General features: G+C 25.8%; 27 protein-coding genes and 1 pseudogene. 17 read left to right on the top strand and 11 right to left on the bottom strand.

Features of this window, described 5'->3' with window-relative positions; genetic code table 11:
* Positions 1-370 precede the first annotated feature (370 nt).
* Complete coding sequence (gene spo0A / locus NG918_RS10030) at positions 371-1,189, top strand: sporulation transcription factor Spo0A (RefSeq protein ID WP_252213405.1); 819 nt, start codon at positions 371-373, stop codon at positions 1,187-1,189.
* 237 nt (positions 1,190-1,426) lie between these two features.
* Here spo0A and NG918_RS10025 read toward each other — a convergent pair whose 3' ends face one another.
* Positions 1,427-1,567, bottom strand: a complete 141-nt coding sequence (locus NG918_RS10025) for a hypothetical protein (RefSeq protein ID WP_252225988.1) — start codon at positions 1,565-1,567, stop codon at positions 1,427-1,429.
* A 279-nt stretch (positions 1,568-1,846) separates the two neighbouring features.
* Here NG918_RS10025 and NG918_RS10020 point away from each other — a divergent pair, with 279 nt between their 5' ends.
* From NG918_RS10020 to NG918_RS10010, 3 genes are all read left to right on the top strand, one after another.
* Positions 1,847-2,023, top strand: a complete 177-nt coding sequence (locus NG918_RS10020) for a hypothetical protein (protein WP_252213415.1) — start codon at positions 1,847-1,849, stop codon at positions 2,021-2,023.
* Between the two features lie 445 nt (positions 2,024-2,468).
* Positions 2,469-3,128: a hypothetical protein gene (locus NG918_RS10015; RefSeq protein WP_252225985.1), complete on the top strand. Its 660-nt coding sequence runs from the start codon at positions 2,469-2,471 to the stop codon at positions 3,126-3,128.
* A gap of 106 nt (positions 3,129-3,234) precedes the next feature.
* Positions 3,235-3,783 carry a hypothetical protein gene (locus NG918_RS10010; RefSeq protein ID WP_252225983.1) on the top strand — a complete coding sequence of 183 codons (549 nt, stop codon included), beginning with the start codon at positions 3,235-3,237 and terminating at the stop codon, positions 3,781-3,783.
* A gap of 124 nt (positions 3,784-3,907) precedes the next feature.
* Here the strand turns inward: NG918_RS10010 and NG918_RS10005 are convergent, their stop codons facing one another.
* Positions 3,908-4,459 carry a hypothetical protein gene (locus NG918_RS10005; protein ID WP_252225981.1) on the bottom strand — a complete coding sequence of 184 codons (552 nt, stop codon included), beginning with the start codon at positions 4,457-4,459 and terminating at the stop codon, positions 3,908-3,910.
* Positions 4,460-4,730: 271 nt separating this feature from the next.
* Here NG918_RS10005 and NG918_RS10000 point away from each other — a divergent pair, with 271 nt between their 5' ends.
* From NG918_RS10000 to NG918_RS09985, 4 genes are all read left to right on the top strand, one after another.
* Positions 4,731-5,153, top strand: a complete 423-nt coding sequence (locus NG918_RS10000; protein WP_252225979.1) for a hypothetical protein — start codon at positions 4,731-4,733, stop codon at positions 5,151-5,153.
* 107 nt (positions 5,154-5,260) lie between these two features.
* The gene (locus NG918_RS09995) at positions 5,261-6,832 is read left to right on the top strand and encodes an alpha-amylase (protein WP_252225977.1); all 1,572 of its coding nucleotides are present in this window, start codon (positions 5,261-5,263) and stop codon (positions 6,830-6,832) included.
* 200 nt (positions 6,833-7,032) lie between these two features.
* Entirely contained in the window at positions 7,033-7,665 is a 633-nt protein-coding gene (gene spoIIM / locus NG918_RS09990) for a stage II sporulation protein M (RefSeq protein WP_252213433.1), read from the top strand.
* Positions 7,666-7,784: 119 nt separating this feature from the next.
* Positions 7,785-8,663, top strand: coding sequence for a tyrosine-type recombinase/integrase (locus tag NG918_RS09985; RefSeq protein WP_252213436.1), 879 nt, complete (start codon positions 7,785-7,787; stop codon positions 8,661-8,663).
* Between the two features lie 81 nt (positions 8,664-8,744).
* Here NG918_RS09985 and NG918_RS09980 read toward each other — a convergent pair whose 3' ends face one another.
* The 3 genes and pseudogenes from NG918_RS09980 to NG918_RS09970 all read right to left on the bottom strand — a co-directional run bounded on the left by NG918_RS09980 (position 8,745) and on the right by NG918_RS09970 (position 11,064).
* Positions 8,745-8,975: a hypothetical protein gene (locus NG918_RS09980; protein ID WP_252225975.1), complete on the bottom strand. Its 231-nt coding sequence runs from the start codon at positions 8,973-8,975 to the stop codon at positions 8,745-8,747.
* A gap of 103 nt (positions 8,976-9,078) precedes the next feature.
* Positions 9,079-9,575: pseudogene (locus tag NG918_RS09975) on the bottom strand (ImmA/IrrE family metallo-endopeptidase).
* 112 nt (positions 9,576-9,687) lie between these two features.
* Complete coding sequence (locus NG918_RS09970; RefSeq protein ID WP_252225972.1) at positions 9,688-11,064, bottom strand: class I SAM-dependent methyltransferase; 1,377 nt, start codon at positions 11,062-11,064, stop codon at positions 9,688-9,690.
* A 107-nt stretch (positions 11,065-11,171) separates the two neighbouring features.
* On the opposite strand from NG918_RS09970, the gene NG918_RS09965 reads away from it, so the two are divergent.
* Positions 11,172-13,238 carry an ATP-binding protein gene (locus NG918_RS09965; RefSeq protein ID WP_252225970.1) on the top strand — a complete coding sequence of 689 codons (2,067 nt, stop codon included), beginning with the start codon at positions 11,172-11,174 and terminating at the stop codon, positions 13,236-13,238.
* A 64-nt stretch (positions 13,239-13,302) separates the two neighbouring features.
* Here the strand turns inward: NG918_RS09965 and NG918_RS17100 are convergent, their stop codons facing one another.
* A complete protein-coding gene (locus NG918_RS17100; protein ID WP_353735866.1) occupies positions 13,303-13,401 on the bottom strand; it encodes an IS3 family transposase in 99 nt (32 codons plus the stop codon).
* 71 nt (positions 13,402-13,472) lie between these two features.
* Positions 13,473-13,847: a PH domain-containing protein gene (locus NG918_RS09960; RefSeq protein ID WP_252225968.1), complete on the bottom strand. Its 375-nt coding sequence runs from the start codon at positions 13,845-13,847 to the stop codon at positions 13,473-13,475.
* A gap of 356 nt (positions 13,848-14,203) precedes the next feature.
* Between NG918_RS09960 and NG918_RS09955 the strand changes: the two genes are divergently transcribed.
* The 3 genes from NG918_RS09955 (at position 14,204) to scpB (ending at position 16,944) form a co-directional block, all read left to right on the top strand.
* Positions 14,204-15,394 carry a D-alanyl-D-alanine carboxypeptidase family protein gene (locus tag NG918_RS09955; RefSeq protein WP_252225966.1) on the top strand — a complete coding sequence of 397 codons (1,191 nt, stop codon included), beginning with the start codon at positions 14,204-14,206 and terminating at the stop codon, positions 15,392-15,394.
* A gap of 217 nt (positions 15,395-15,611) precedes the next feature.
* Positions 15,612-16,367: a segregation/condensation protein A gene (locus NG918_RS09950; protein WP_252225964.1), complete on the top strand. Its 756-nt coding sequence runs from the start codon at positions 15,612-15,614 to the stop codon at positions 16,365-16,367.
* On the top strand, positions 16,351-16,944 hold the full coding sequence (gene scpB, locus NG918_RS09945; RefSeq protein WP_252225962.1) for an SMC-Scp complex subunit ScpB: 594 nt from the start codon (positions 16,351-16,353) through the stop codon (positions 16,942-16,944). The genes NG918_RS09950 and scpB overlap by 17 nt, the downstream gene beginning before the upstream one ends.
* A gap of 196 nt (positions 16,945-17,140) precedes the next feature.
* Here scpB and ytfJ read toward each other — a convergent pair whose 3' ends face one another.
* Positions 17,141-17,623, bottom strand: a complete 483-nt coding sequence (gene ytfJ / locus NG918_RS09940; protein WP_252225960.1) for a GerW family sporulation protein — start codon at positions 17,621-17,623, stop codon at positions 17,141-17,143.
* The gene (locus NG918_RS09935; RefSeq protein ID WP_252226138.1) at positions 17,613-18,155 is read right to left on the bottom strand and encodes a DUF2953 domain-containing protein; all 543 of its coding nucleotides are present in this window, start codon (positions 18,153-18,155) and stop codon (positions 17,613-17,615) included. The genes ytfJ and NG918_RS09935 overlap by 11 nt, the downstream gene beginning before the upstream one ends.
* A gap of 164 nt (positions 18,156-18,319) precedes the next feature.
* On the opposite strand from NG918_RS09935, the gene NG918_RS09930 reads away from it, so the two are divergent.
* On the top strand, positions 18,320-19,189 hold the full coding sequence (locus tag NG918_RS09930) for a D-alanyl-D-alanine carboxypeptidase family protein (RefSeq protein WP_252213453.1): 870 nt from the start codon (positions 18,320-18,322) through the stop codon (positions 19,187-19,189).
* A gap of 74 nt (positions 19,190-19,263) precedes the next feature.
* Here NG918_RS09930 and NG918_RS09925 read toward each other — a convergent pair whose 3' ends face one another.
* Both NG918_RS09925 and NG918_RS09920 read right to left on the bottom strand, forming a co-directional pair.
* The gene (locus NG918_RS09925; RefSeq protein WP_252213455.1) at positions 19,264-20,541 is read right to left on the bottom strand and encodes an FAD-dependent oxidoreductase; all 1,278 of its coding nucleotides are present in this window, start codon (positions 20,539-20,541) and stop codon (positions 19,264-19,266) included.
* The gene (locus NG918_RS09920; protein ID WP_252213457.1) at positions 20,538-21,527 is read right to left on the bottom strand and encodes a sulfide/dihydroorotate dehydrogenase-like FAD/NAD-binding protein; all 990 of its coding nucleotides are present in this window, start codon (positions 21,525-21,527) and stop codon (positions 20,538-20,540) included. Before NG918_RS09920 ends, NG918_RS09925 begins: the two co-directional genes overlap by 4 nt.
* Positions 21,528-21,827: 300 nt before the next feature.
* Between NG918_RS09920 and yaaA the strand changes: the two genes are divergently transcribed.
* The 4 genes from yaaA (at position 21,828) to NG918_RS09900 (ending at position 26,052) form a co-directional block, all read left to right on the top strand.
* Entirely contained in the window at positions 21,828-22,601 is a 774-nt protein-coding gene (yaaA, locus tag NG918_RS09915) for a peroxide stress protein YaaA (RefSeq protein ID WP_252213459.1), read from the top strand.
* Positions 22,602-22,839: 238 nt separating this feature from the next.
* Positions 22,840-22,995: a zinc-ribbon domain-containing protein gene (locus NG918_RS09910; protein WP_003372027.1), complete on the top strand. Its 156-nt coding sequence runs from the start codon at positions 22,840-22,842 to the stop codon at positions 22,993-22,995.
* A gap of 568 nt (positions 22,996-23,563) precedes the next feature.
* On the top strand, positions 23,564-24,628 hold the full coding sequence (locus NG918_RS09905) for a CdaR family transcriptional regulator (RefSeq protein ID WP_252225957.1): 1,065 nt from the start codon (positions 23,564-23,566) through the stop codon (positions 24,626-24,628).
* A gap of 167 nt (positions 24,629-24,795) precedes the next feature.
* Entirely contained in the window at positions 24,796-26,052 is a 1,257-nt protein-coding gene (locus NG918_RS09900; RefSeq protein WP_252213463.1) for a GntP family permease, read from the top strand.
* Positions 26,053-26,059: the final 7 nt, after the last annotated feature.

Below are 26,059 nucleotides of genomic sequence, written 5' to 3'. Positions count from 1 at the left end.
TTAAAAGCACTAATTTTTATAATTAGTGCTTTTACAATAAAAAAATAATGAGTTTTACAAACTATTTTCTACAAAACTATTTACTTATATTAAAAATAAGGTTATAATTTACAAATAGTGGAATATAAATTAAATATAACAATTAATGTTATATTTGATTAATTAGTGTTATAATTTAGTTATTAACTGTTATTTTTAATGTAAAGTAATACATATCACTATAACGTAATAAAGTAAAAAGAGGATTTTTATTAAAGAGTATAGAATTATTTAATGTGATAAGTTTGGCTATTAAGAGTAGTTTATGATGTTATAGAGAGTATGATTCAAATAGTAATATAATTAGGTTTATGAAGGAGAGGAAAAAAGCATGGAAGATAAAAAGATATCTGTACTTATTGCTGATGATAATAAGGAATTTTGCAGTATTTTAAACGATTATTTATTAAATCAAAGGAATATAATAGTAACTGGAATAGCAAAAGACGGTAGGGAAGCTTTAGACTTAATAATTGAAAAGAAACCAGATTTATTAATTCTAGATATAATAATGCCACATTTAGATGGATTAGGTGTTTTAGAAAGATTAAATACTATGAACTTAGAAAAGATGCCTAAAATTATAATATTATCTGCAGTAGGTCAAGATAAAATTACTCAACAAGCAATAACATTAGGAGCAGATTATTATACTGTTAAGCCATTTGATATGGAAGTGTTTACAAAAAGAATAAGAGAAATGTTTAATAACGAAACAGATAACCAAAGTATAAGAAGAACATCATCACAATCTATGATTTCTTATACTAGTGAATGCCAAGAAAATAAAGGAACTTTAGATTTAGAAACAGAAATAACAAATATTATACACGAAATTGGTGTACCAGCTCATATAAAAGGATACATGTATTTAAGAGAAGCAATAACAATGGTTGTTAATGATATAGAATTATTATCAGCTGTAACAAAGGAATTATATCCTTCAATAGCTAAGAAGTACAATACAACAGCTTCAAGAGTGGAAAGAGCAATAAGACATGCTATAGAAGTAGCGTGGGGCAGAGGTCAAATAGAAGCTATTAATAAGCTATTTGGATACACAATCCATAATGACAAAGGCAAGCCAACAAATTCAGAATTTATAGCAATTATTGCTGATAAATTAAGACTTAAGAATAAAGTGTCTTAATAAGAACTAATAGAGTCAAAGTTGAAAAAGCTATTAACAGTTTTTTATAGCAATTAATACTCTAAAATTATGAAATACTAAGACCTCCTATTAGTTAGATGTAACAATCTAACTAATAGGAGGTTATTTTTACCGGATTCTTTTATTCTCTTATAAGTAATGAAATCTGTTCTAATTTTGTATGGGAAAATTAGAACAGATTTGTATTTTTTATTAAATGAATAGTTATTTATAATTTTAAAGTTTATTAAACGTAATATCCTTACCTCTAGATACAACATTGTTTGTATTATCTAGTTTCTCTTCATATGATTTGATTTTAACTTTTGAAATATCGTTTGACTTTTGAATGAAATTTTCTTTTTTATTTTTTGACAACTCTAGATCATCTCCTTTTTTATATTATTAGTATCTAAATAAGAGTTATACTTATAATTTTCTCTATTATTAAGATGAACTAGGTAATTTTATTATAGTTAGTAATGATACAATGGAATTATATGAAAAATATTTCCAAGAAACCAACAATAAAACTTATGTGAAAATGTTAAAAGATATTCTTTTAAATAATAAAAAGTAATAAAATGTCGAAATTTATCAACAAATATCTTGGAAATATGTTATAATATTTATAGATATAAACCAAGGAGGAAAAAAATGATAAAAGAATGTAAAAAAGGCTATGATGTAAATATAAGAAAATTTGGCGTTCAAACAAATGTAATTTTACCATTTTCATTTGTTAATAGTGATGGCACAAGTTCTGTAAGATGCAAAACTGATAATTGTGAATTCATTAATGTATGCGAATATAAAGATTATATAAAAGATTAAGATAAGACCTTTTCTTTTTATTTGAAATAAAAATGTTTTTAAGTGTCTTTTAGTGTATATAGAGTGTTATATAGTATATTTAAATGTGATATGATGTTTGAATCGATTAAAACTAAAATAAAGTTAAAATATTAAGCTATTAAAGTGAAGTGAATTTAATAAATAGTATGTAAAAATTTAAGAAGATGAACCTAAGATAAGGAAACATCTTCTTTTTCGTTGCTATAAAATAGATATTTGGAATTAAAAATAACATTTTTCCATTACTTCAGGGTATACCAAAGAGTATAACTCAGTTGATAGATGTGGTGAAAGTACTCAAAAAATGCAACATATTGTTAAATGGTATAAATATAATAAAGAAAAATTGCACCCAATAGAATTAGTATCAGATATCTAAATTTTGTGTAATCTAATATTAGAGTTATTAATTATAAGGTGAAATATGGATTTAAATAATTTTAGTGGAATTGAAGAACTTTTGAATTATTTAGGGTATGAAAAAATCACTGAAGAAGATAGAGAGGATCATGAATCAACAGAATCCAATGAATCAAGTAGTGAAAATAATACAAACAATTGCACGTCTAAAATAGATCCAACATCAGGTGCTAATACAAACTGGTGTTCAAAGTTAAATTTAGATATACCAGGGGGATTTCAAGATATAAATCCAATATTATTTGTAACTTTAGGAGAAGTTATAGGAAATGTTATTTCTGGACAATTACCATACAATGTTGCTAATACTATATCTAATCTTATTATTCTTGTTGGTCAAATAATAGAAACTTATGGTACACAGCAGCAATATTATGAGATAGGACCTGGAAGATACTTTAATTATGCATATAAAAATGTTGAAAATCCTTTTTGCAATTTTGATACAAAGAAAGAAGAGGGTTTAAATAATGCTAATGATTTAATTAAAGATGAAAATTTTAAAAAAGGTAATTTAAATGAAGATAAAGGTTTAAGGCAAAAATATAATAACATAAATGATATATGTTTTAAATTAGAAAATTTAGAATGTGAATTTAATAGAATGGCAACTAAAATGTATGAATTAGAGAAAAGAATAAAAAAGATAGAAAATAGTAAATAGACTAACAGAGAAAATTATTTCTAGATTAATATAATATTAGAGCCCCATTTGGATAAATAAAACATATATTGTAATAATTTTTTATAATTTTAGATATAGGTGAGATATGGATAACAATAGTTTTTATGATTTAGATGAGATATTAAAGCATCTTGGCTATAAAAAATGTGAAAAGAATAATTCTGATGATAAATGCAAAGAAAAAGATGAAGAAAGAAAGTGTAAAATTGATCCAAGTGCTGGGGCAAGTACAAATGAGTGTCAAAATTTAAACTTAGATATGCCATGTGGATTTCAAGATTTAGACCCTATGTTAATGTTAGTTATTGGAGAATTGATAGCTAATGCAATATCTAGTAAATTACCATCTAGCTTATTAAATGCTTATGGAAACTGGCTACAATTAGTAGGACAAGTAATTGAAACATTTAATGCACAGCAACAGTATCAACAAGGTGGCCCGGGACGGTATTACAATCCAGAGTATAAGAATGTAGATAATCCATTTTGTTCAAATGAAGATGTGAAACTTGACAAAGAGTACAAGTACAAAAAAAGAAATAAAAAAGATAATTGTGATAAGATAAAAAAATTAAATTTTAGGGTAAATCAATTGGAAAAGGAAATAGAAGAATTAAAGAAAAACTTTAAATGAATACCTCTAATGAGTATTTTTCATTAGAGGTATTTTAGAGTTAAATTATTCTGTAGAATTTTTCTTTACATCGATAGCTTCTAATTGAATAAAAGCTTGAAGTCTAATAAAATTAGCATAAATTTTATTCAATATCATCAAAATAGTTCATATAGCTTTGATCATCATATATATTTTCAGCTTTATCTTTTCCAAGTTGAATTTTTTCTTCTATATATAATGCTTTATCTGTAAATAAATAATCAAGATCCATATCCTCACACCAAAGATACTTAGCATAGGTAATTAATTCATCTATAGGTATAGATGCACATCTTAGTATATTCTCATCTAAATTTTCTAATTTAATTTCTGCATTAAGATAACCGTGATGTATTCTTCCATCAAAGCTAGAATTACCTTTAATAATTAATTCATCAGATAATTCAATACCTCTAGTAGAAAATCTTATTATAGGTTTTTCACACCAAGAATAAGGATATGAAAGTAAATTAAATTCTTCAGGCTTTATGGCTACAAATTCAATATCATTTGTTTCTTCATTAGAATATGTATATATTGAAGCTGAAGTTCTATCCATAAGGTCTAAAAGATTTTCTTTTTCATCTCCTTTATTAAAACAAAACCAAGTTTCATAAAAATGTTCATTTGTAATGTAAATATTCAATATTTTCACCTCATTAAATATATTTATATAAATTAAAAATGTGTTAATTTTAAAAATTAAGCTTTACTTTAAAGTAATAATTTTTTATAAAATAAAGTCCACCTTATTTTAGTGTACATAAAATAATATTGACATGCAATATAGAAACCTTTACCATATGAGTATAAGGCTTCTAATTATACTTTTATAAAGTATAATTATTTAAATTCAACTTGTCAATTATTAAAAATAAAATCGTTTACAGTATGTAGGGAAATAATATAAGAGAGGGGATTTAATTATGAATTCAAAAAAATATGGTCAAGATGTATTTATTGAAAAAATAAATGAATTAAAGAATAAGGAAAGTTTCACTTTAGATGATGGGATTAAATCTATAAAAACTTTATACGATATGAAGGATGAATGTGAGTTACTTTCTATAAGAGATACAATAGATATTGTTATTCTTAAAATAGCAGAAAAAATATCTTTTAGTAAAATAGCAGTAAAGGTATTTAAATATAAAAAATTTAGAAGTAAATTGTCTGTAGATCAAAATAGAATAATCTGGTATGAAGGTGTTGAACGTGTAGGATCAGCAGATGGAATAAAGCAAGTTATTTTTAGAGAAGTAGATAATATGGAAGAAATTCTAATAGAAAAATTTAATGGAAGATCAATAAGAATTAATGAGAAAGCTTTTGTTTTAGGATGGGAATAAATTAAAACTTATATGACTTAAGATAGGAATTAATCCTATCTTAATATTTAAAAACAAACTGGTATCGTTACCAAAGCATAATTTTGTGAATTAAGGAGAGGATAATAATGACAATAGAATTTTTAATAATAATAGTATTTGCAATAATAGGAGGAGTAATGTATTTGAATTTAGAACAGGACAAAGCTAATGACGTAGAAAAAAATGAAGACAAAGTTTACATAGAAGATAAAAAAGTGACAAACAAAACTATGATGCAATATTTTGAATGGTATTATCCTAATGATGGTTCTCTTTGGAGTAAAGTAAAAGAAAATTCTAAAAAGTTAAGCAAAAAAGGGATTACTGCACTGTGGCTTCCGCCTGCTTATAAGGGGGTAGAAGGCATTAATGATGTTGGGTATGGAGCGTATGACTTATATGATTTAGGAGAATTTAATCAAAAAGGAACCATAAGGACTAAATATGGTACAAAGGAACAATATTTAGATGCTATAAATGAAGCACATGATAATAATATAGAAGTATATGGAGATACTGTATTTAATCATAAAGCAGGTGCAGATGAAAGTGAGATAGTAAAAGCTCAATTAGTAGATAGTAATAATAGAAATAATATTATAGGAGAAGAAAAAGAAATAAAGTCGTTTACTGTATTTAATTTTCTTGGTAGAAATAATAAGTACTCTTCTTATAAATGGAGTGCAAAAGATTTTGATGGGGTAGATTTTGATGATTTAACAAAACAAAATGGAATATTTAAATTTGTAGGGAAAGAATGGGAACAAGATGTAGATAATGAAAATGGAAACTTTGATTTTTTAATGTGTGCGGATTTGGATATAGATAGCAGAGATGTTGTAGAAGAACTTAAAACATGGGGAAATTGGTATGTAAATGAATGCAAGTTAGATGGTTTTAGATTAGATGCAATAAAACATATAAAATTTGATTTTTTTACAGAATGGTTAAATGATATTAGGAATAAGAAAGGTGACAATGTATTTGCTGTTGGTGAATATTGGTCTGGAGATATAAACAAATTAAAATACTATATTAGTAAATCACAAAATGTTATGTCGTTATTTGATGTTCCTCTTCATTATAAATTTTATGAAGCAAGCAATTTAGAAGAAAACTTTGATATGAGAACATTAATTAAAAATACCTTATTAGAACATGATGAAAAAATTTCAGTTACTTTTGTTGATAATCACGATACTGAACCTGGTCAGGCGCTTGAATCTTGGGTGAAACCGTGGTTTAAATTAATAGCATACACATTTATATTAACAAGGCAAGAAGGATATCCTTGTGTATTTTATGGAGATTATTATGGAATTCCTGAAAAGGGGTTTGATGGTTTTAAGAGTCAGCTGGATGTGATTTTAAATGTAAGAAAAAAATATGCTTACGGTGATCAATGTGATTATTTTGATGATAAAAATATAATTGGGTGGACTAGACAAGGCGATTTGGTGCATGACAATTCAGGTGTTGCGGTATTAATAAGTAATGGAAATGAAGGTAGTAAAAAGATGTTTATGGAGACTAAAAATATAAATACTGTTTTTATAGATATAACAGGAAATGTACAAGAAGAAATACTAATAGACAATGAAGGAAATGGGACTTTTAAAGTAAATAATAAATCATATTCAATATGGGTTAAAAAATAATAAAAAAATTTTAGATGACTTAATAAGGGTCATCTATTTTTTATGTAATTAAAAAGTTTATAAAGCAAGCATTCATCACGTTTTAGTGGATTTTATAAAAGGAATTCTAGTATTTTAATTAACATATATTTTGTTAAGTACTATGAATAATATGGAAAAATTAAACATAGTATAAAGTAGAGTAACTTAAGGAGGAATAAGTGGTGAATTATATGGTGAATAAGCTTGGTCAAACCTTTAAAGATAAAAAAGTATATTTTTTCATGGTATTAATAATGTTTTGCATCGGAATATCTTTTGGACTTTATGTAGTAAAGTACATGAGCGAATCCAACAGAAATGATTTGTTAAGTTATTTTTCAAGTTTTACATCTTCGATAGGGGACACGCCTATTAATTATGAAAATTTGTTAATTAATGTTATAAAAAAGAATATGTTGCTAATTATACCTATATTCATGTTTGGTTTTACTTTTTTTGGAATGCCGTTCATATTAGTTTTAGATATGTTTAAAGGATTTACGTTAGGATATACATTTTCGTTTATACTAACAACTTTTCAGGGCAAAGGTATTGGACTAGCATTAGTATCTGTAATTCCTCAAAATTTAATTTATATTCCTTGTTTTATAGCATTAAGTGTTATAGCATTAGCTATGTCAACTCAAAAATTTAAAAGTAAGTTTTTTAAAAGAGCGAATTTAAATGATCCATTTTTTAATTCTTTAGGAAATAAACTGATTATAATCTTAGGATTTTTTATATTTGCAGCTATTATAGAAACTTATGTGTCACCTAATTTTATAAAATTTGTGGTTACTAAATTTTATTAGTTTTATAATTAAAAAACATATATAGAAAATTATAAACTTAAGATATAAATCTTAATTAAAGAGGAAAAATGATAATTTTGTCGAATATTAATTCATAATCAATGGTATAGGAGAGAATAATGGTAGATAGTATAAATAACTATAAAGAATATTTATTTGATAGTGGAAAAAGTGAAAATACTATATATGCTTATGTAACGGATGTGACATTATATCTTAAGTTTTTGGATAAGAAAGGTATAGATGTATATAAGAGTGATAAATTAACAGTTATGGCATATATTCAATATTTATTAGAGTCAGGAAAATCCGAAAGATCTATAAATAGAATAGTTATAAGTCTTAGGAGTTTTTACTCTTATTTAAAAAGTCAGTCATTAATAAATGAGGTACCAAAGATAGAGTATAAAAGTTCTAAAAATAATAGAAAGTTACCGCAAATTTTAACAGTAGATGAAGTAGATAAAATAATTAGAACAGTAGAGAAAGATTGTCCAAAAGGAATTAGAGATAACGCATTGCTAGAGCTTATGTATGCTACTGGAATGAAAGTATCTGAACTAATATCTTTAAATGTAGATGATATTAACTTGGAATTACACTTTGTAAGATGTACCGATAGTAGAAATTTTGAAAGATTAATACCTATAGGTAGAAGTGCTTGTAAAGCATTAAATGAATATCTTAGCATAAGATATAAAATAGCCGAATGTGGAGTTCCTAACTTATTTGTTAATCTAAATGGAAATAAATTAACAAGACAAGGGATTTGGAGAATAGTAAAAGAGTATTCTAAAAAAGCGCAGATAGACAAAGATGTAAATTTAAATACATTTAGACATTCATTTGCGGTACATTTACTTCAAAATGGTGCAAATGTAAGAGCTGTACAAAAGTTACTTGGAAATCAAGTATTAACATATATGGACACTTATTATGAAATAATAAATAATGATAAAATTAATTTTATATATATGAATACACATCCAAGAGCTTGATTTCATGCGGGTTTAGAGATTGTTGATAAAAATGGAAAAGGTGAAAATATAATAAACTTCCACCATTCTTCCACCCAAAATTTAATTGGGTGGAAGTTTTACTTCTTGATTTAATATATTTTCTAAAATATTTACAGTACTATTTTGCATTTTTGCAGTTACATGAGTATGCCTTAAGGAGTGGAAATTAAATTTTATTTGTAGTTCCATGTTAATAATTCTTGAAAGATATCTTAAAGAAGTCATGGTCACAAAAGAACCATTTTCTTTAGTACATACAAAGTTATTACCTTTTTTTACTCCACCTTCCATTGTATTCATCTCCTTTGTTAGTCTATATTGATTGCAGATTTATTAAATAATTAAGTTAATTGAGTTATGCTAAATATATTCAATAAAATAATTATTTGAAGTACTAAATAACACAAGAATTATAGGGAATTTCTCTTTGCATGAAATTACTCCTAATAGTTTTATATTTAGGTTCGTCTAATATGATTGAATAAATCTTATATAGGATAATTTCTTCAGTAACATTGAAGTATTCAGCCATTTCTGGAATTGATGATATACAACGATTCAGAGCTTGTACAAAATCATCATCTTTTATTAAAAAATTAGCAGCCCATAATCTAGCTTTTAATTCTTTTTTATTTTTAATAAGTTTATGAGAATAAGACCGTGACTCTTCGGTTAGGTTACCAAAGGTAGTAAAATGATGTCCCAGTTCCTCGCTCAGCGTAGATAAATATCTTTTACTATTATTACTATAGATTTATTTATAGTTATAGTAGGAGGGACTCCTAGTATTTTAAAATAGATTCTATCTAGATTGGATGAGGTTAAATTTATTTCTTCAACAACTATATTTTCTTTTTCAATAATGTTAAAAATATTAAATAGTTTTTTCATTTGTCTATCACCACCATATAAATTATGGTATGATTATAACACAAAATAGGAACGTGTGTTCTTATTTTTACGCAAAAAATAGGTGCTCTTTATGAACACCTGAGTTGTATGCTTATTTATATTTATTATCTTGTTTCTTTAAAATTAAAATATATTCTTTTGACATGGAGTTTACAGAAGTATTATCTTTTAATTTTGAAACTTTAGTTGGAAGACGTTTTTTTATTATATTTCTATTAAACTCATACACCAAAGTTACGCCATAACGCATAGAAAATTCTTTAATTATTTTATTAAATTCTATAATATTATTAGCAACACGTCTATTTCCTACTGTGAGAACCATATATCCATTAATATTTAATATTCGTATTAATTCCTTAAAACATATTCTGAAATCTAAAATAAATGAAGCCACTTTTCGAGCTTTCATTTTCTCATTTTTAAAAATTAAATAATTATATATATAATTCAAAGTTTCGCTTTCATTTAATATGTTACTTTCTTTAATATATTCATAAGAGTAATTTTTACCTCCTAAGCTTAAACTGTCAATTTTACTATCTATAGATATTAGATTTTCTTCAATTTCAGTATTCAAGTCATTAATATCTATCCAACGTAATGGTAGAATTGAAAATTGCCCATAAGTCACAGTAGTAGGATTATCTCCATATGGAGGAGACGTAATTATTAATTCTATGGAATTATCTCTAAATTTTTCCTTCAATATGTTAATCGAATTTCCTAAATATATATTTTTCTCTTTATTATAATTATAAGTATTAAAATCATGTTTATAAAGTAAGTTTTTATTTATTTTAATATATTCTTGGATACGATTTATATTAGTTAATACTAATTTTTTATAAGATTGTATTACGTCAAATTTAAAATTTTCTATATCATCTTTAGATTTAATATGCAATTTGAAGGTAGAATTTCTAGAGTTATTACATAATCTACTAATTTCTGCAAGGCAAATCCAAAAGAATGTTCTTAGTTCTATATTAGAAATTTTTTTTATACAATAGTTAATTTTACTTAAATCATAAATGATTTCCTTTTTATACCATTTGTCAATGTTTTTGAATGAAATAATAGGATAAGAATTTATTGTATCAATATCTTTTAACAATATTTCAAAAGATGTATTTAATTCATTTATTACTGGAACATTAATTTTAAATTTGCTTATTAAATATGATAATGGATTTATATCTATTCCATATATATTTAAATTGTTTATCATACCTTCAACTAGCATAGTTCCAGATCCCATAAATGGATCAAGTAAAGAATCAATATTAGGATTATACTTTAATATTATCTCTAATATTTTTGATTGCATTGATGGAACCATAGTTGCTGGATAAGTAAATATTCCATGAATATGATCTTTTTTTGATTCTTTAAAATCCCAGTATTCAGAATTATTTTTTATAAGCTCTTCGAATTTACTAATTAATATACTATCACATTTACTCACTATAATACCTCCAATAATATAATATATCATACTTTTAATTTTGTCCAGGATAAATAGATATGTTCTCTATATTATGGTAAAATATCTATAAAAAGGAGGAGATGTTATTGAATAGTGTTAATGTCAATTTGAATAATCAAAAAATTGAAGAAATATTAGGACTAGTTGCAAGTCCATCAATTGTATTATCTGAATTAGTAAAAAATGGATTTGATTCAAATGCTACTAAAGTTATTATAGATATTAATACAAATAATAATGAAATAATTATTAAAGATGATGGAGATGGATTACTAAAAGAGGAAATTGAGGAGCTGGGGAATATCGGAAGCTCAATGAAAAAAGAAAATAATAATATCAAAAGAAAAGATGGGAAATATTTAGCTGGAAGTAAGGGGTTAGGATTATTATCATCATTTACATTATCTAATTATATAGAAATTAGTACTACAAATGAAGACGAGTCTTATTTAGTAAAATGGAAGAAGTCACAGGGAGAATTTACTTATGAAAAAATAGAAAAATTAAATGAAAAGGGAACTAAACTCATTATGAAAAATATTTCAGATGGAGACATAGTACTTTTAACTGATGAAGAAGAATATAAGAAATTAAGACATATGACAATAGATCATTTTAAAAATAATACTAGTAATTTAATAGTACATTTTTTAATAGATAATAAGGAAGTAAGTAACTTTGAATGTTGTGATTATAGAGATATAGATAACGCATTTATTTATAAAATTAGTTTTAAATATAATTCTAAGAACAATACGTTAGAATATAAATATGGTAGAGCTAAAATAAACTTAATTAGTGAGAAAACAAAAATATACAATAATCCTACAGATAGGCTATATAAAGGTATTCATATTAATTTAAAAAATAATATTAATATGAATGATATTATAAAAAAATCATACAATATTAATAATGTTCAAGTTAAGAAAAATTATGAATTTAAATATCTATCAACTGATTTAGAAGATTTTGATGGTGAATTCTGGGTTACTCATAATTCAAAACCAAAAGACTCTAAGAAACTTGTGGATAAATTTGGATATGGAGTTAAGGTTTTTGTAAATGGGTATGCCATGTACTCGTATTTAGATAATGAAAAAGATTGGTTGAGCTTTAGTCAGTTAAGCCAACTTAAAAAGTCTACAACATTAAAATTACATAATGTATTTGGTTACATAAATTTTGAAGATTTTAATGAAAAAACATCAAACTTGAAAATTGCTAATGAAAGAGCAAACTTTATAGAACAAGCTCCATATAAAAAGTTTTTAGAAATAATGAATCAAATTGTAGTAAAAATAGCATTTGAAGTTGACGTTGCATATAGAAATAACAATATAGACAAAAGTAACTACTATGAAGAAATAGTTGAAGAGCTAAAAGAAAATAAAGAATCAGAAGATAATAAAAAGAAAAAGGAAAATAAAAAAATAGGGGATAAAAAAGAATTAGAATATACAAGTAAAAGAAAAAAATTAGAAGATAATAAAGGTAGAGGGGAAATTAAAGAAATAGAGGATAAAAAAGGATTAGAAGATACAAAAAGAAGCAAAGAACCAGAAGAGAGTAAAGAAATAAAGGAAAAAATAAAAGTAGAAGATGATAACAATAATAATTTTATGGAAATGGAGAAAAAACCTAAAAAATCATTTTTTAATACATCGAAAGTACTTAAATTAGAAATACCTATAAATTTAGAATATAATGAAATTATTTCTGCATTAAGCTCACTAAAATATGATAAATATTATTGCTTATATGTAATATCTTTTAGAGCTATACTTGAAGATTTAGCTAAAAGATATTTAAATTTTCGAGCAATACCAATCAATGGTGATTTGGGAAAAAATATAAAGAATATGGCCGAAGATATGTTGAATATTTGCAGAGATAATACTAAAATATCTAAAAGTAATAAAGAATATATAGAAAATATGCTTGGTGGATTTAATGCATTTAAGGGTTTTTTAGAATCTATTCAAAATGAATTTCATTGTGGTGGAAAGCCTGGCCATAAAGCTAATAAATTAAATTCACTTGTACATAATCCAAGATTTATTAGTATAGATGAAGCTGAAGAAATTGCTAATGATACTATTTTACCATTGCTTCTTATTAGTCAAGAAATTAAAAATAGAATAATAAAGTAAAAAGGTGTTCTTTGTGAACACCTGAACTGCCCCCTGTCAAGTAGACAGGGTAAATAATAAAAAATTATGCTACTAAAGTATGACTTCGATATTCTATTGGAGTCATACTTTTTAATTTTTTCTGTAATTTTTTTGTATTATAAAAATCTATATATTCATCAATAGCTTGTCAAGTTCTCCATATGTATCGAATTTTCTTAGGTAATACATTTACTTTGTAGTCTTAAGATTTTTTTATAACACAAATTCACTTATTACTTGTCCTATTTTAACTATATTAGAATTCCCTTTAAAGTCGAATTTTACCTTTCCTAATCCACTAAAATACATTTCTAATTCACTATCTAAATCAAATGTTCCTGCAGTCTCAATAGAATATGCTTGTACCTTTGAATATGGTAGAGAAGTATAATCTTTTTTTGCACCAGTAATACCTTGTACATTAACAGCAATAACTCGTTTAGATGTAAATACTACATAATCACGAATAGCTTTATAAGAACTTACTATAATTTCATTAGATATAAGCAGTGGTTCAATTTGCTTACTTATATCATCATTTGAAATTTGCTTCAGCTTAAATAAAGCTCCATTCTTGAAATCAATCATTATTTTTTCCTCCTTAAAATAAATACAATATTTTTAATTATAGCATAATTATCCCTAATTGGAGTAATTTATTTGCCTATTGTTTTTTATATTAAAAAGGCAGAACATATTTCTGTCATCCACTACTTGTAAAACAAATTATAATTATAACGCAATTAATAAATGTGATAAATACTATTGTTACATTAAAAACTGATACCTAAATTGGTGTCAGTTTTTATTTTTCATTGAGTTTGTTTAGACTAGATATAAATAAAAATAAACTAAAAATTTTGTCACATAATAAGGAGTTTTATAGTTTTATAATAATATTATTTATTATTTTGGTAACACTAATTTTGAAGGGAGGAAGATTGATGAAAAATAATATAAAAAGAATAATATCTTTTACATTGGTTTTTGTTTTGACTGTTATATTAATACCAATAGGAGCTGTAAATGCATCTATGCTAGAGGATGAAGTTAAAGCTGAGGGGATGAATGTAGAAGCAAAATCAGCATTATTAATTGAACCAACAACAGGAAAAGTAGTGTATGAAAAAAATCCAGATGAAAAGTTTGCACCAGCATCTGTAACCAAAATCATGACAATGCTTCTTACCATGGAAGCAATAGATAATGGTAAAATTAAATTAGATGATAAAGTAACTTGTAGTGAAAATGCAAAAAAAATGGGTGGAAGTACAATGTTACTAGATACAGGTGAAATAAGAAGTGTTGAGGAATTATTAAAGGGTGTAGCTATAGCGTCTGGAAATGATGCAGCAGTTGCTTTAGCCGAATATTTAGGTGGAACAGAATCAGACTTCGTTGTATTAATGAATAAAAGAGCTCAAGAGCTAGGAATGACAAATACAGTATTCAAAAATTGTAATGGACTTCCTGCAGATGGACATTTATCAACAGCACGTGATATTTCGTTAATGTCTATTGAGTTATTAAAACATCCAACTGTATTAAAATACACAGGAACTTATATGGATTCTATTTCAGAAGGAAGAAAGTCACCAATTGAACTAGTAAATCATAATAAATTAGTTAGATTCTTTGAAGGTTGTGATGGATTAAAAACAGGTTTTACAAATGAAGCAAAATATTGTATTTCTGCAACAGCAACTAGAAATGGAGTAAGAATGCTTACTGTTATTATGGGGGCACCAACTTATAAAATAAGAAATAGAGATGCAGGAATATTATTAAATCATGGATTTTCAAAATATGAAGGTAAAAAAATAGTAGCAAAAGATGAAGATGTAGAAAAAATTCTTATGGATAAACAAACAGATAGATTTTTTATGGCAAAAGCAAAAGAAGATTTAACAGCAGTATTACCTAAAGGAAACAATGGTGAAATTTCTAAGAAAATAGTTATTGAAGAATTAAAACCTGAATATAAAATGGGTGATATAGTAGGAAAATGTGAAGTTTATCTAGGTGAAGAAAAAGTAGGAGAAGTATATATATATTCTGATAGAGATATAAAGAAAGGAAATCTATTTGATAATATAAAATATAATATAAAAAACTTATTTGAAAAAGGAGTATAGAAGAAACTTTTAAGAGAACAATTTTAAATAGCACTCATAAAAAGATAGATTGTTAAGGGAAGTTATTTTGACTTCCCTTAATTAAGTTTTCTATTTATTTTAAGAATTAATATATATTCTTATAAAGGTAATAAGCTTGTTTAAAATATATTTAATTGATATTATTTAAATAAGATAGTAAAATACTAATATCCATGCTAAAAAGGTGAGTGAATATATGGATTTTCCAAGTATTAAGATAAAAGATTTTGAAGGCCCATTTGATTTATTACTTCATTTAATTAAAAAGAATCAAATGGATATTTATAATGTAGAAATATCAAAAATAACAAATCAATACTTAAAATATATTGATGATATGAAGGTTATGGATTTAGAAATAACATCAGAATTTATAGTCGTTGCAGCTACATTAATAGAAATAAAATCTAAACATTTATTGCCTAAAATTAAGAAAGATGAAGATGAGGACGAAGAAGATCAAGAAAAAGATCTTATTGAAAAACTTATTTTATATAAGAAAATAAAGAAGGCAGCTGAATTTTTTAAAGAAAGATATATTAATTCAGGTGAATTGTATACTAAAAAGCCAGAAATAATAGAAGAAATAAATTCACCTCATAATAATGAAGATATATTTAAAAATTTAACTCTTTTGGAATTATATAATATGTATAACAACCTTTTAGAAATATATAATAATAAACAAAATAAAGCTAATGTAATTCAAAAAAGAATATATGTTGATAAATATAAAATTGAGGACAAGCTTGAGTATCTTTTAGGGCTTATAGAAAATAATAAAGTTAGTAAATTTTCAGAAATTATTAATAAATGTGAATGTAAATTAGAATGTATTGTTAGTTTTTTAGCTTTACTTGAAATGGTAAAGCTAAGAAAGATAAGAGTATATCAAAGTGATAATTTTAATAATATATTAATTGAAAGGAGAGAAGATGATGGGGAAGAGTGATAGACTACAAATTCAATTTTTAGAAGAATTTCAAAAAAAATCTTTAAAATCAGGAATTGAAGCATTGCTTTTTGCAAGTGGTGAGCCATTGACAGCTAAGGATTTATCAATTTATCTTGAAGAAGAACTTAAAATTGTTGAAAATACTATACAAGAAATGATAGAAGAGTATGATATGCAAGAACGAGGAATAAAGCTTATTTCTATTAAGGGATCTTATCAATTAGTTACAAAACCAGAAAATAGCAACTTTATACAAAAGTTATTAAAGAAAAGTAAGCGCCAATCATTATCACAAGCTTCTTTAGAAAGTTTATCAATAATAGCATATCAACAACCTATAACTAGAATAGATATTGATGAAATAAGAGGAGTAAAATCTGAAAGTGCCCTTCAAAGATTGTTAGAAAGAGATCTTATTAAAGAGGTAGGACGATTAGAAGTACCAGGAAGGCCAATATTATATGGCACAACTGAAGAATTTTTAAGACAATTTGGGATTAAAGATTTAAATCAACTTCCATCACTAGATTTTTTTGAAGAGGATAAATCTTATGATTTAGAAACAGAATTTTAGTAGTACATAATTTATTTAAAATTAACTTAATATTATAACCTAAGATCTAAAGTATGAATTTAAAATTGAAAAAATAATGATTAATTTAATTTTTTATATAAAATAAAATTAACATTAAAAATAGGTGTATTAAAGTATTTATTAATACACCCATTTAAATTAATGTGTATGAAATTAAAAAAATTAGGAGTTATTTTTAATCGTCTGTAGTATCACTAGAAGATGTATTTAAATTTTCAGTGATATCAAGATCGATATTAGTATTATTACCATGTTTAGCACTTTTATTCTTATTTTTCATTTCTTTTATTAAATCTTTTGCCATATCTATGACCTGGGGGACTGAATCAACAATTCTATCATAAGTAGAATCTTGATCAACTGGAATCATTCTTATACCATCGTCTTTAACCACTAAAAATGCGACTGGTTTAACAGAAACACCAGCACCTGATCCACCACCAAAAGGAAAATTTGATTCACCATTAAAGTTTTTATCTAATGTAGAGTATTCAGCTCCTCCGGAGGCAAAACCAAAACTTAATTTTGAAACAGGAATGATATAAGTACCATCTCGTGTTTCAACGGCATCGCCTATTACTGTATTTACATCGATCATACTTCTGAGATTTTCCATTGTGCTTCTCATCAATTTTTCAACAGGTTGTTCATTTGTCATAATTATTCCCTATATAGGGGTCCACCTCCTCAGAATAAAGTACTGATTTAAATATAATAATCAGTACATATATAATTTTTACAATAGAAATGAATATTATACTTGAAATTTCAAATTTTACTAAAAATTTATCTTCAAATATTGGATTTATATTAAATTTAAACTTATTTATTTTGTAAGGGATACTTAAAACAAAATAAAATATAGGTGTAAATTGAGATAATAGTCCATAAGTTATTGCAGTATGCGCAGAATCATTAAGACTATAATCCAAATTACCTTTTAAATTAATTTTGGGCTTAAATTTTGAATTATATAATTTTTGTATTAAATATTTTTTATGTATAATATCAAAAATATTTAAAGAATCTTTCTTTTTTTTGTGTGATTTTGATTTTGTATTTGAGCTTTGTTTTTTCTTTTTAATTTTTTCTTTTGATATTATAGTAAATTTATATAACTTTATATAATAATTATCAAATGAATAGTAAATACTAATTTTTAATGGAATAGGTGCAAGGATAATTATCATTAATATGAGTAAAAACAATTTCATAAATATATCTCCAATTTCTAAAGGTATTGTAATTATTGACATATTATCCAAAAATAAAACTGATTTTTTTTGAAATATAGGTTTAAAATTAAAATTTCAAGGAAAAATAGAAGTAAGTAGTAATTAAGAAGGTGAGTATTATGAGAAAAACTATTAAAAATAATATAGTAATAATAATATTACTAAGTATTATGCTTTTTCAAATTTTCTCAAAAACTGTTTTAGCAGATAGCAAATTAAAAGATAATTTTAGGGTAAATGCAAGATGTGCAATAGCACTTGATAGAGAATCTAAGGAAGTACTTTTTGAACAAAATGCGTATGAAATAGTACCGATGGCAAGTACAACAAAGATAATTACAGCAATAATTGCCATTGAACAAGGTGATTTAGATAAAAAAGTAGTTATAAGTAAGAATGCTGCTTCAATAAGAGGGTCAAAAGTTGGGTACAAAGCAGGAGAAGAAATAAGTTTGAAGGAACTTGCATTTGGTTTAATGTTTAAATCAGGAAATGATGCAGCAATAGCGATAGCTGAATCATTAGGAGGTTCTGTGGAAGGATTTGCACAAATAATGAATCACTATGCTACAGGAATTGGAATATTAGATTCACATTTTGAGTCTCCTCATGGATTAGATAGCAATTCACATTACTCTTCAGCATATGATTTAGCTATTTTAACTGCAAAAGGTATGGAATATGACTTATTTAGAGAGATAGTTGGTTCAAAACAAATTAGTAAAGAAAAATATAATTTTACAAGAGACTATAATAATATAAATAAAATACTTTGGCTTATTCCAGAAGCAAATGGTGTAAAAACAGGTTATACTGGTGGAGCAGGTAAATGCTTAGTTTCATCTGTAAATCATCAAGGTAAAGATATAATTATAGTTGTATTGAATTGTCCTGATAGATGGGCACAAACACAAAAAATATATAATCATATTTTAGAAACGGTGGCATTCGAAAATCATAATATTAAGGAATTAGTTTATAAAAATTAAATATTAAAGCAAAAATAGTCTGTTTAATTTAAGTTTTTTTAATTAAACAGACTATTATTGTCAGCTATTAACTTTTAACATAATCTTTGCCCAAATATATTATCTAAATTAACCTTTTTAACACGTTCATTTATTTCATCAATATTAGTTGTATACAGACCTAATTCTTGCATTCTCTTAAAATATCCTGCTCCTGCAAAAGTATATCTATTCTTTCTTCCTTCCCTTGTATTAGCTTTTTCATTTGCAAAACTTATAATATCACCTACTGCAATAGAAGAAGGTAATATTAGAAGAGGCATACCCATAATAAGCCTAACTGCATTATGCCCAGATAATGTTCCAGTACATATAGCTTCTGTATGGCCAACAAAAAGACCACTCTTTTCTCCAGCACAGAATAAATTGTCTACTCCTACAACTTTTAAATCATTTGTTCTAGGTGCTACTGATAAATATCTAATTGAATTTCCCTTACTACCTGCATATGGATCAACATATTTAGCATATTCTAATCCCTTTATTTTTCTCAATTTTTCTAGTGGATAATAGGTAGTCATAAGTTTGGCATGACCTGTATCAAGAAGAACTACATTCTCAGCAAATTCTTTTAACGCATATTGTTGACAAACTTTAGTGCTAAGCTTTCCATAATTAACGTCTTCTTTAGGAATTTGTAATACTACGACACCGTCCTTATCTAATTTATTTTTAATATCTTCAGATAAACTTTCTTTCGCTAATTTACAAGAGCCTGAGAATGCACCTAGCACATCATCATCTCTTTCTCCTTGAATATCAGCAACTCCACATCTTTCACTAATACTAATTCTAGGACCAAATGCTGGGCATCTTAAAATGCACATTGAACAACCATTTCCGTAACGCAAACAATTTCCCATAGGTCCTGTTGTTCCTGTTGTCTCTATAAATACATCACCTTTAATATAGGTTCCATCACTTAAATAAACACCATGAATTTTATTTCCATCAAATTTAACATCGTTAACTCTACTTTCTATTAATATTTCTATTCCTAATGAAATTAAATATTTTCTTACTTCTCCTTCTATAAGATTTACATTATATAAAGTAGCATGTTTATGGCCTGGAAAATCTATATTTCTATGAGTTGATACCCTATCAGTAATTTTTATTAAATCTCCGCCACCTAAAGCAATAAGTTCTTCAGATGCAGTATATCTTCCGTTGTTTCTCATTATTCCACCAACGTTACCTAAGCCGAGTAGAAGATCTGTTTTCTCTATTATAACAACATCAGCTCCTGCTTTTTTACTACTGATTGCTGCAGCACATCCAGACCAACCTCCTCCAATAATAACAACCTTCATATAAATCTTCTCCCTTCAAATATACTTCTTGGATCAGCTTGCTCCTTACAAAATCTTCTTACTCTATGACCAGAGAATCTTGCTGTACATGCTCCACAAATTCCTTCACCACAGCACATTTTAAAATTATTACAACAAGACAATAAAACATCTTTTCTATCTAATTTATCTAAATATTCAATAACCTCGTAGGTAAAAATGTCAGCTCCAGCGATATGAATATAATTAACCCCATCTTTTAAGGCTTCTTTTATGATAACCTTACAATGATCAGAAAGTTTTCCTTTATCAAGTAATTCATTCTCACTTGCCTCTACAGAATATTTTAATAATAATTCATTAGAAAAATCATCTGTAAATGGTGTTTTATCTATAACAACTTTCACCTCATTATCTTGAGAAAGTAATTTTCTTATAACTGGCATCATTGGAGCTACACCTATACCTCGTGCTAGTACTAATGATTTACCTCCTTTTTGAGAAGTTATATTTTTAATACCAAAAATTCCATTCCAATAAGGGCCTCTAATAATTATGTTTTCTTCTGCTTTCAAATTTAAAATGCTTTTAGTTTTTATTCCTCTAACTTCTATTAATATTGTTATAATGTTTGTTTCTATATCAGATTCCATAATGGAAATAGGTACATCAAAATATTTATTTTCATTTTGACTTACAAATATATAACTTCCTGGCTTAACTAAATCTAATGCTAATTTATGTGGCGCTTCAAATTTAATCATTACAACTTCATCATTAAAATTGGTTATATCTTTAATTAGACAGCTGTAACTTTTTCGTCCCTCTTTTGCCTTATTACCATTATTAAATAATTCTTGATATATACAAACTCCTTTCCAATTTAAACAATCACAAAAACATTCCCCTTGTAGCTGAGAACATATTAAACATTCACCAGTTTCTGCTAACTTGCAAGGGCAATATTCAGTACCAGCATCTATGCAATCTCTTGGTTCTTTTACCATCGTCTCTCCTTTAGATAAAATTACTCCTCTTAATAATTTATAATTTTAACTTTAATTTGACACAAATAAATTGTGACAAAATTTTTACTTACTAATTATAATGAGTTATGCTCCAAACATTTCAAAGTATAATTAAATGTTTATATACTTCTAACTAGGTATTATTAAAGAATTGATTGTATTTGAAAAGAAAATTATTGTTAGTTGATAGTTAATATCAAAACATTTATAATTAAAAATATATTTAATAAAAATGCCCAACAAGTGGCTTATAATTACTTATAAGGAGAGAGAAAAATTATGTTAGTAGTTATTTCTCCAGCTAAAACGCTGGATTTTAATAAGACAAATGAAACTTTACCAATGACAAGTCCAAAATTTTTAAAAGAAGCTAGAACCTTAGTAGACGAATTAAAAAAATATGATTCTTATTCATTAGGGAATCTAATGAAAACAAGTGATAAATTATCATTATTAAATAAAGATAGATTCGAAGTTTGGAATGAATCTTTTGATAATGCAAGACAATGTTTGATAGCTTTTAAAGGGGAAGTTTTTAGAGGAATAGATGTTGGAAGTTTTAATATTGAAGACTTATTTTATACTAATGAGCATTTAAGGATTTTATCTGGTTTATATGGTGTTTTAAGTCCATTCGATGGAGTAAATCCCTATAGATTAGAAATGGGAACAAAACTTTCTTTTGATAATTATAAAAACTTATATGATTATTGGGAGGATAAATTAAAACATAAAATAATAGAAGATATAAAATCTACTGGTAATAATATATTAGTAAATCTAGCGTCTTACGAATACTTTAAATCTATAGAAGGAATAGATATATTAGATACATCAGTAAATATTGTGACTCCTATATTTAAAGAGTATAGAAATGGTGAATATAAAATAATAACTATGAAAGCTAAAAAAGCTCGTGGACTTATGACTTCATTTATAATGAAAAATAAAATTAATAATATAAATGATTTAAAGAAATTTGATTTAGAAGGATATTTATATAATGAACAACTTTCAAATAATAATGACTTAGTTTTTACTTTAGAAAATTAATTTTTAGGGATTTATAAGTTTTTAGAGTATGCTTTTTGAGATACTGAAGGGGATAAGAATGGTTATGATTATGTTAATTTATAAAAAATATTAAATTTAAAATAAAGCTTGCAATTAAATTAAAAATCTGTTATCATAAATATATTGTTAAAAAAGATTTTTTATAGATATGTAGATTTCTCCTTTTAGAGAATTATATAAATCAATATTAGTCTTTAAAATTAAGGAGGAATTTAATATGGAAGATAAAATATTAGTATGTAAAGATTGTGGAGAAGAATTCGTATTTTCAGTAGGAGAACAAGAATTCTACAAAGAAAAAGGATTCGATAATGAACCTGTAAGATGTGCAGCTTGTAGAAGAGCTAAGAAAGCACAAAATAATAGAAGATAATTTATGATTTAAAAGGTTATAAGATTTTCTTATAACCTTTTTTTTATGTAGCAATTTAAGAAAAGGTGAATAAAGTGATTAAAGAATTATAGCTATTTTATAGTAAGTTATAAAATAGAGGGTTCTTAGTAGTTGATCCCTAAAAGCTACTTGCCAATAATTATATAAGTTAAAAGAAAAAGTAACTAAGAAGCTATAAAAATGTTTTAATTTTTATAGCTTCTTAGTTTTACAAAAAAATATTGAATTCTCTCTTAAAATGTGCTTATTATTAGTTAATATTTAAATTATGGTATAATTACTATAAATAAGCAAAAATAGTATACTTAAAAATAGTAATGAAAGAGGGGATATATGTATATTGATTTATTGGAAAGAAAGTATCTAATATTGAGATGCTTTCTTTTCTATAATGCATTATTTTACCATAGTATAATTTATTGATATTATCACCGTAATTATATATAATGAGATAATTAATTCAGTGCTTAATAAAGCTGAGATTATACACAAGTTATAAATTACAGAAAACTTTATATTTCAAGCACTTTAGTTCGGAGAGATGTTTATGTTAAGTAAAGAATTAGCACAGAATATAGTAAATAAAGTTATGGGAGTTATTCCTTATAATGTGAATATAATGAATGAAAAAGGTGTTATTATTGGTAGTGGTGATGTATCTAGAATAGGAAGTTTGCATGAGGGTGCTTTAGAAGCTTTAAAAAATAAAAAAGCAGTTGAGGTTTTTAAAGATTATGAATATACAAAAGCAGGAGTTAATATACCAATACTTTTTAGAAATAAAATTATGGGAGTAATAGGTATAACTGGATCACCTAAAATAGTTAGTCCATTTGGAAGAATAGTAAGCGTAACAGCTGAATTATTAATATCTCAGGAATATACTTTAAATCAGCATATAATAAAGCAAAAGTTAACTGAAGAATTTATTTATGAATGGCTAAATATCAATGAAGAGTATACTGAGGAATTCATTCAAAGAGGAATGTCATTAGAAATAGATATTAGAATAAAAAGATTTGTTATAGTAGTTCAATACGATAAATCTAAATTAAAGGAAGTTAATAAATTTATAGATAAGAATTTAAAAGAAAATGAATATAGTATAAATATATCTTCAAATAAAATAGCTTTGTTATTAAAAAGTGAAAGAATAACTAGCAATAAAATAATAAAATTTCAGGATAAAATACAGGAATTATCAATAAAGATTGGAATCGGAAGAGTTCATAGTATCATAATAAATTCATTAATTGATAGTGTAAATGCTCTTAATATTGGAAATAAATTATATGAAGATAAGAATATATATCTTTACGATGCAGTTAAGTTTTTTCATAAAATGAGTTTGCTTATAAATAAGGACTATGAAAAGGAAGTTGTAGGTAATATATTACAGGAAATAATGGGAAAAGAACTATTAGAAACGTTCTTAATTTATATGAAAAACAATGGTGAAAGAGCTAAAACAGCTAATGAAATACATATACATAGAAATACACTTAACTATAGGTTAGAAAAAATAGAAGAAGTTACTGGATTGAAATTTAATGATTATTTAGATTTATTTCAGCTAATAACATCATATATAGGATATAAATTAAACTCTTAGAGTTTGATTTATATCCTATTTTGCTTTAAATAGGACTATTTTTGTGCGTTTGCATAATAATAATGAATATAAATTCGTTTACATTACAATAGATAAAAAAAATACATGCCTATACAATATTAAATAGAGTATATAAACATTTACATTGAAAGAAAGAGGGAATAAAAATGGAAGTTACAGTTACAGCTTTGGGTGCAGTAATAGCATTAATTATTGCAATTATATTAATTATAAAAAAAGTACATCCAGCATATGGACTAATAATTGGGGCCTTAGTGGGAGGGCTTGTAGGAGGAGCTGGTTTAACAGGTACTGTAGATTTAATGATTACAGGTGCTAAAAATATGATGCCAGCTATATTAAGAATACTTACTGCAGGGGTGTTAGCAGGGGTATTAATAAAATCTGGTGCAGCAACTAAAATTGCAGAATCCATTGTAGAGAAAATGGGAGAGTCAAAAGCTTTAATTTCTTTAACAATAGCAACTATGGTTTTAACTATGGTTGGTGTATTTATAGACGTAGCCGTTATAACAGTAGCACCAATAGCTTTAGCTATTGCAAAAAGAGCAAACTTAAGTAAAACATCAATTTTATTAGCTATGGTAGGTGGTGGTAAGGCCGGTAATATAATGTCTCCAAACCCTAATACTATAGCAGTATCGGATAATTTAGGAGTATCACTAACTAATGTAATGATGGCAGGAATAATACCAGCTATATTTGGTGTTATTATTACATGCATAATAGCTAAAAAATTAAAGAATAAAGGAAGTTTTGTAAAACAAGACGAATTAATACAAGAGTCAGAAGAAAAACCTAATTTTTTACCAGCAATAGTTGGACCGTTAGTAACTATATTATTACTTATGCTAAGACCAATAGCTGGTATAAGTATAGATCCATTAATAGCACTTCCAGTTGGAGGAATATGTGGAGCTTTAGCAATGGGAAAAGCTAAGAAAGTGAATGAATATGCTATATTTGGGATTGGAAAAATGAGTGGAGTTGCTATACTTTTAATAGGAACAGGAACTTTAGCTGGAATAATTTCTAATTCAGGATTAAAAGATGTAATAATTCAAGGCATAAACATTTTAGGATTACCAAGCTTTGCATTAGCACCAGTATCAGGAATACTTATGGCGGCAGCAACAGCGTCTACAACTTCAGGTGCAGCAGTAGCTAGTTCTGTATTTGGAGCAACAGCTTTAGAATTAGGTGTATCAGGTTTAGCAACAGCAGCTATGATGCATGCTGGAGCAACAGTTTTAGATAGTTTACCTCACGGAAGCTTTTTCCATTCAACAGGTGGAAGTATAAATATGGATATGAATGAAAGATTGAAACTTATTCCATATGAAGCTATGGTTGGACTTACTATGACATTGGTATCAACTATAATATTTGGAATAATACTTTAAGTACATA

Origin of the sequence: Clostridium sp. ZBS2 (assembly GCF_023845855.1) — a bacterium.
GTDB classification, from domain to species: Bacteria; Bacillota; Clostridia; order Clostridiales; family Clostridiaceae; genus Clostridium; species Clostridium aquiflavi.
Note: the sequence above shows the minus strand (reverse complement) of the source record. Positions and strands in the feature narration are given on the sequence as shown.

Coding starts and splice junctions, on each gene's coding strand:
- NG918_RS09980 (WP_252225975.1), bottom strand. CDS start 8,975: ATGGAAGGTGGAGTAAAAAAAGGTAATAACTTTGTATGTACTAAAGAA.
- spo0A (WP_252213405.1), top strand. CDS start 371: ATGGAAGATAAAAAGATATCTGTACTTATTGCTGATGATAATAAGGAA.
- NG918_RS09905 (WP_252225957.1), top strand. CDS start 23,564: ATGTTAAGTAAAGAATTAGCACAGAATATAGTAAATAAAGTTATGGGA.
- NG918_RS09930 (WP_252213453.1), top strand. CDS start 18,320: ATGAGAAAAACTATTAAAAATAATATAGTAATAATAATATTACTAAGT.
- NG918_RS10000 (WP_252225979.1), top strand. CDS start 4,731: ATGAATTCAAAAAAATATGGTCAAGATGTATTTATTGAAAAAATAAAT.
- NG918_RS09955 (WP_252225966.1), top strand. CDS start 14,204: ATGAAAAATAATATAAAAAGAATAATATCTTTTACATTGGTTTTTGTT.
- NG918_RS09910 (WP_003372027.1), top strand. CDS start 22,840: ATGGAAGATAAAATATTAGTATGTAAAGATTGTGGAGAAGAATTCGTA.
- NG918_RS09995 (WP_252225977.1), top strand. CDS start 5,261: ATGACAATAGAATTTTTAATAATAATAGTATTTGCAATAATAGGAGGA.
- NG918_RS10020 (WP_252213415.1), top strand. CDS start 1,847: ATGATAAAAGAATGTAAAAAAGGCTATGATGTAAATATAAGAAAATTT.
- NG918_RS09920 (WP_252213457.1), bottom strand. CDS start 21,527: ATGGTAAAAGAACCAAGAGATTGCATAGATGCTGGTACTGAATATTGC.
- ytfJ (WP_252225960.1), bottom strand. CDS start 17,623: ATGACAAATGAACAACCTGTTGAAAAATTGATGAGAAGCACAATGGAA.
- NG918_RS09950 (WP_252225964.1), top strand. CDS start 15,612: ATGGATTTTCCAAGTATTAAGATAAAAGATTTTGAAGGCCCATTTGAT.
- NG918_RS09985 (WP_252213436.1), top strand. CDS start 7,785: ATGGTAGATAGTATAAATAACTATAAAGAATATTTATTTGATAGTGGA.
- NG918_RS09960 (WP_252225968.1), bottom strand. CDS start 13,847: ATGATTGATTTCAAGAATGGAGCTTTATTTAAGCTGAAGCAAATTTCA.
- NG918_RS09925 (WP_252213455.1), bottom strand. CDS start 20,541: ATGAAGGTTGTTATTATTGGAGGAGGTTGGTCTGGATGTGCTGCAGCA.
- yaaA (WP_252213459.1), top strand. CDS start 21,828: ATGTTAGTAGTTATTTCTCCAGCTAAAACGCTGGATTTTAATAAGACA.
- NG918_RS10010 (WP_252225983.1), top strand. CDS start 3,235: ATGGATAACAATAGTTTTTATGATTTAGATGAGATATTAAAGCATCTT.
- NG918_RS09935 (WP_252226138.1), bottom strand. CDS start 18,155: ATGATAATTATCCTTGCACCTATTCCATTAAAAATTAGTATTTACTAT.
- scpB (WP_252225962.1), top strand. CDS start 16,351: ATGATGGGGAAGAGTGATAGACTACAAATTCAATTTTTAGAAGAATTT.
- NG918_RS10015 (WP_252225985.1), top strand. CDS start 2,469: ATGGATTTAAATAATTTTAGTGGAATTGAAGAACTTTTGAATTATTTA.
- NG918_RS09900 (WP_252213463.1), top strand. CDS start 24,796: ATGGAAGTTACAGTTACAGCTTTGGGTGCAGTAATAGCATTAATTATT.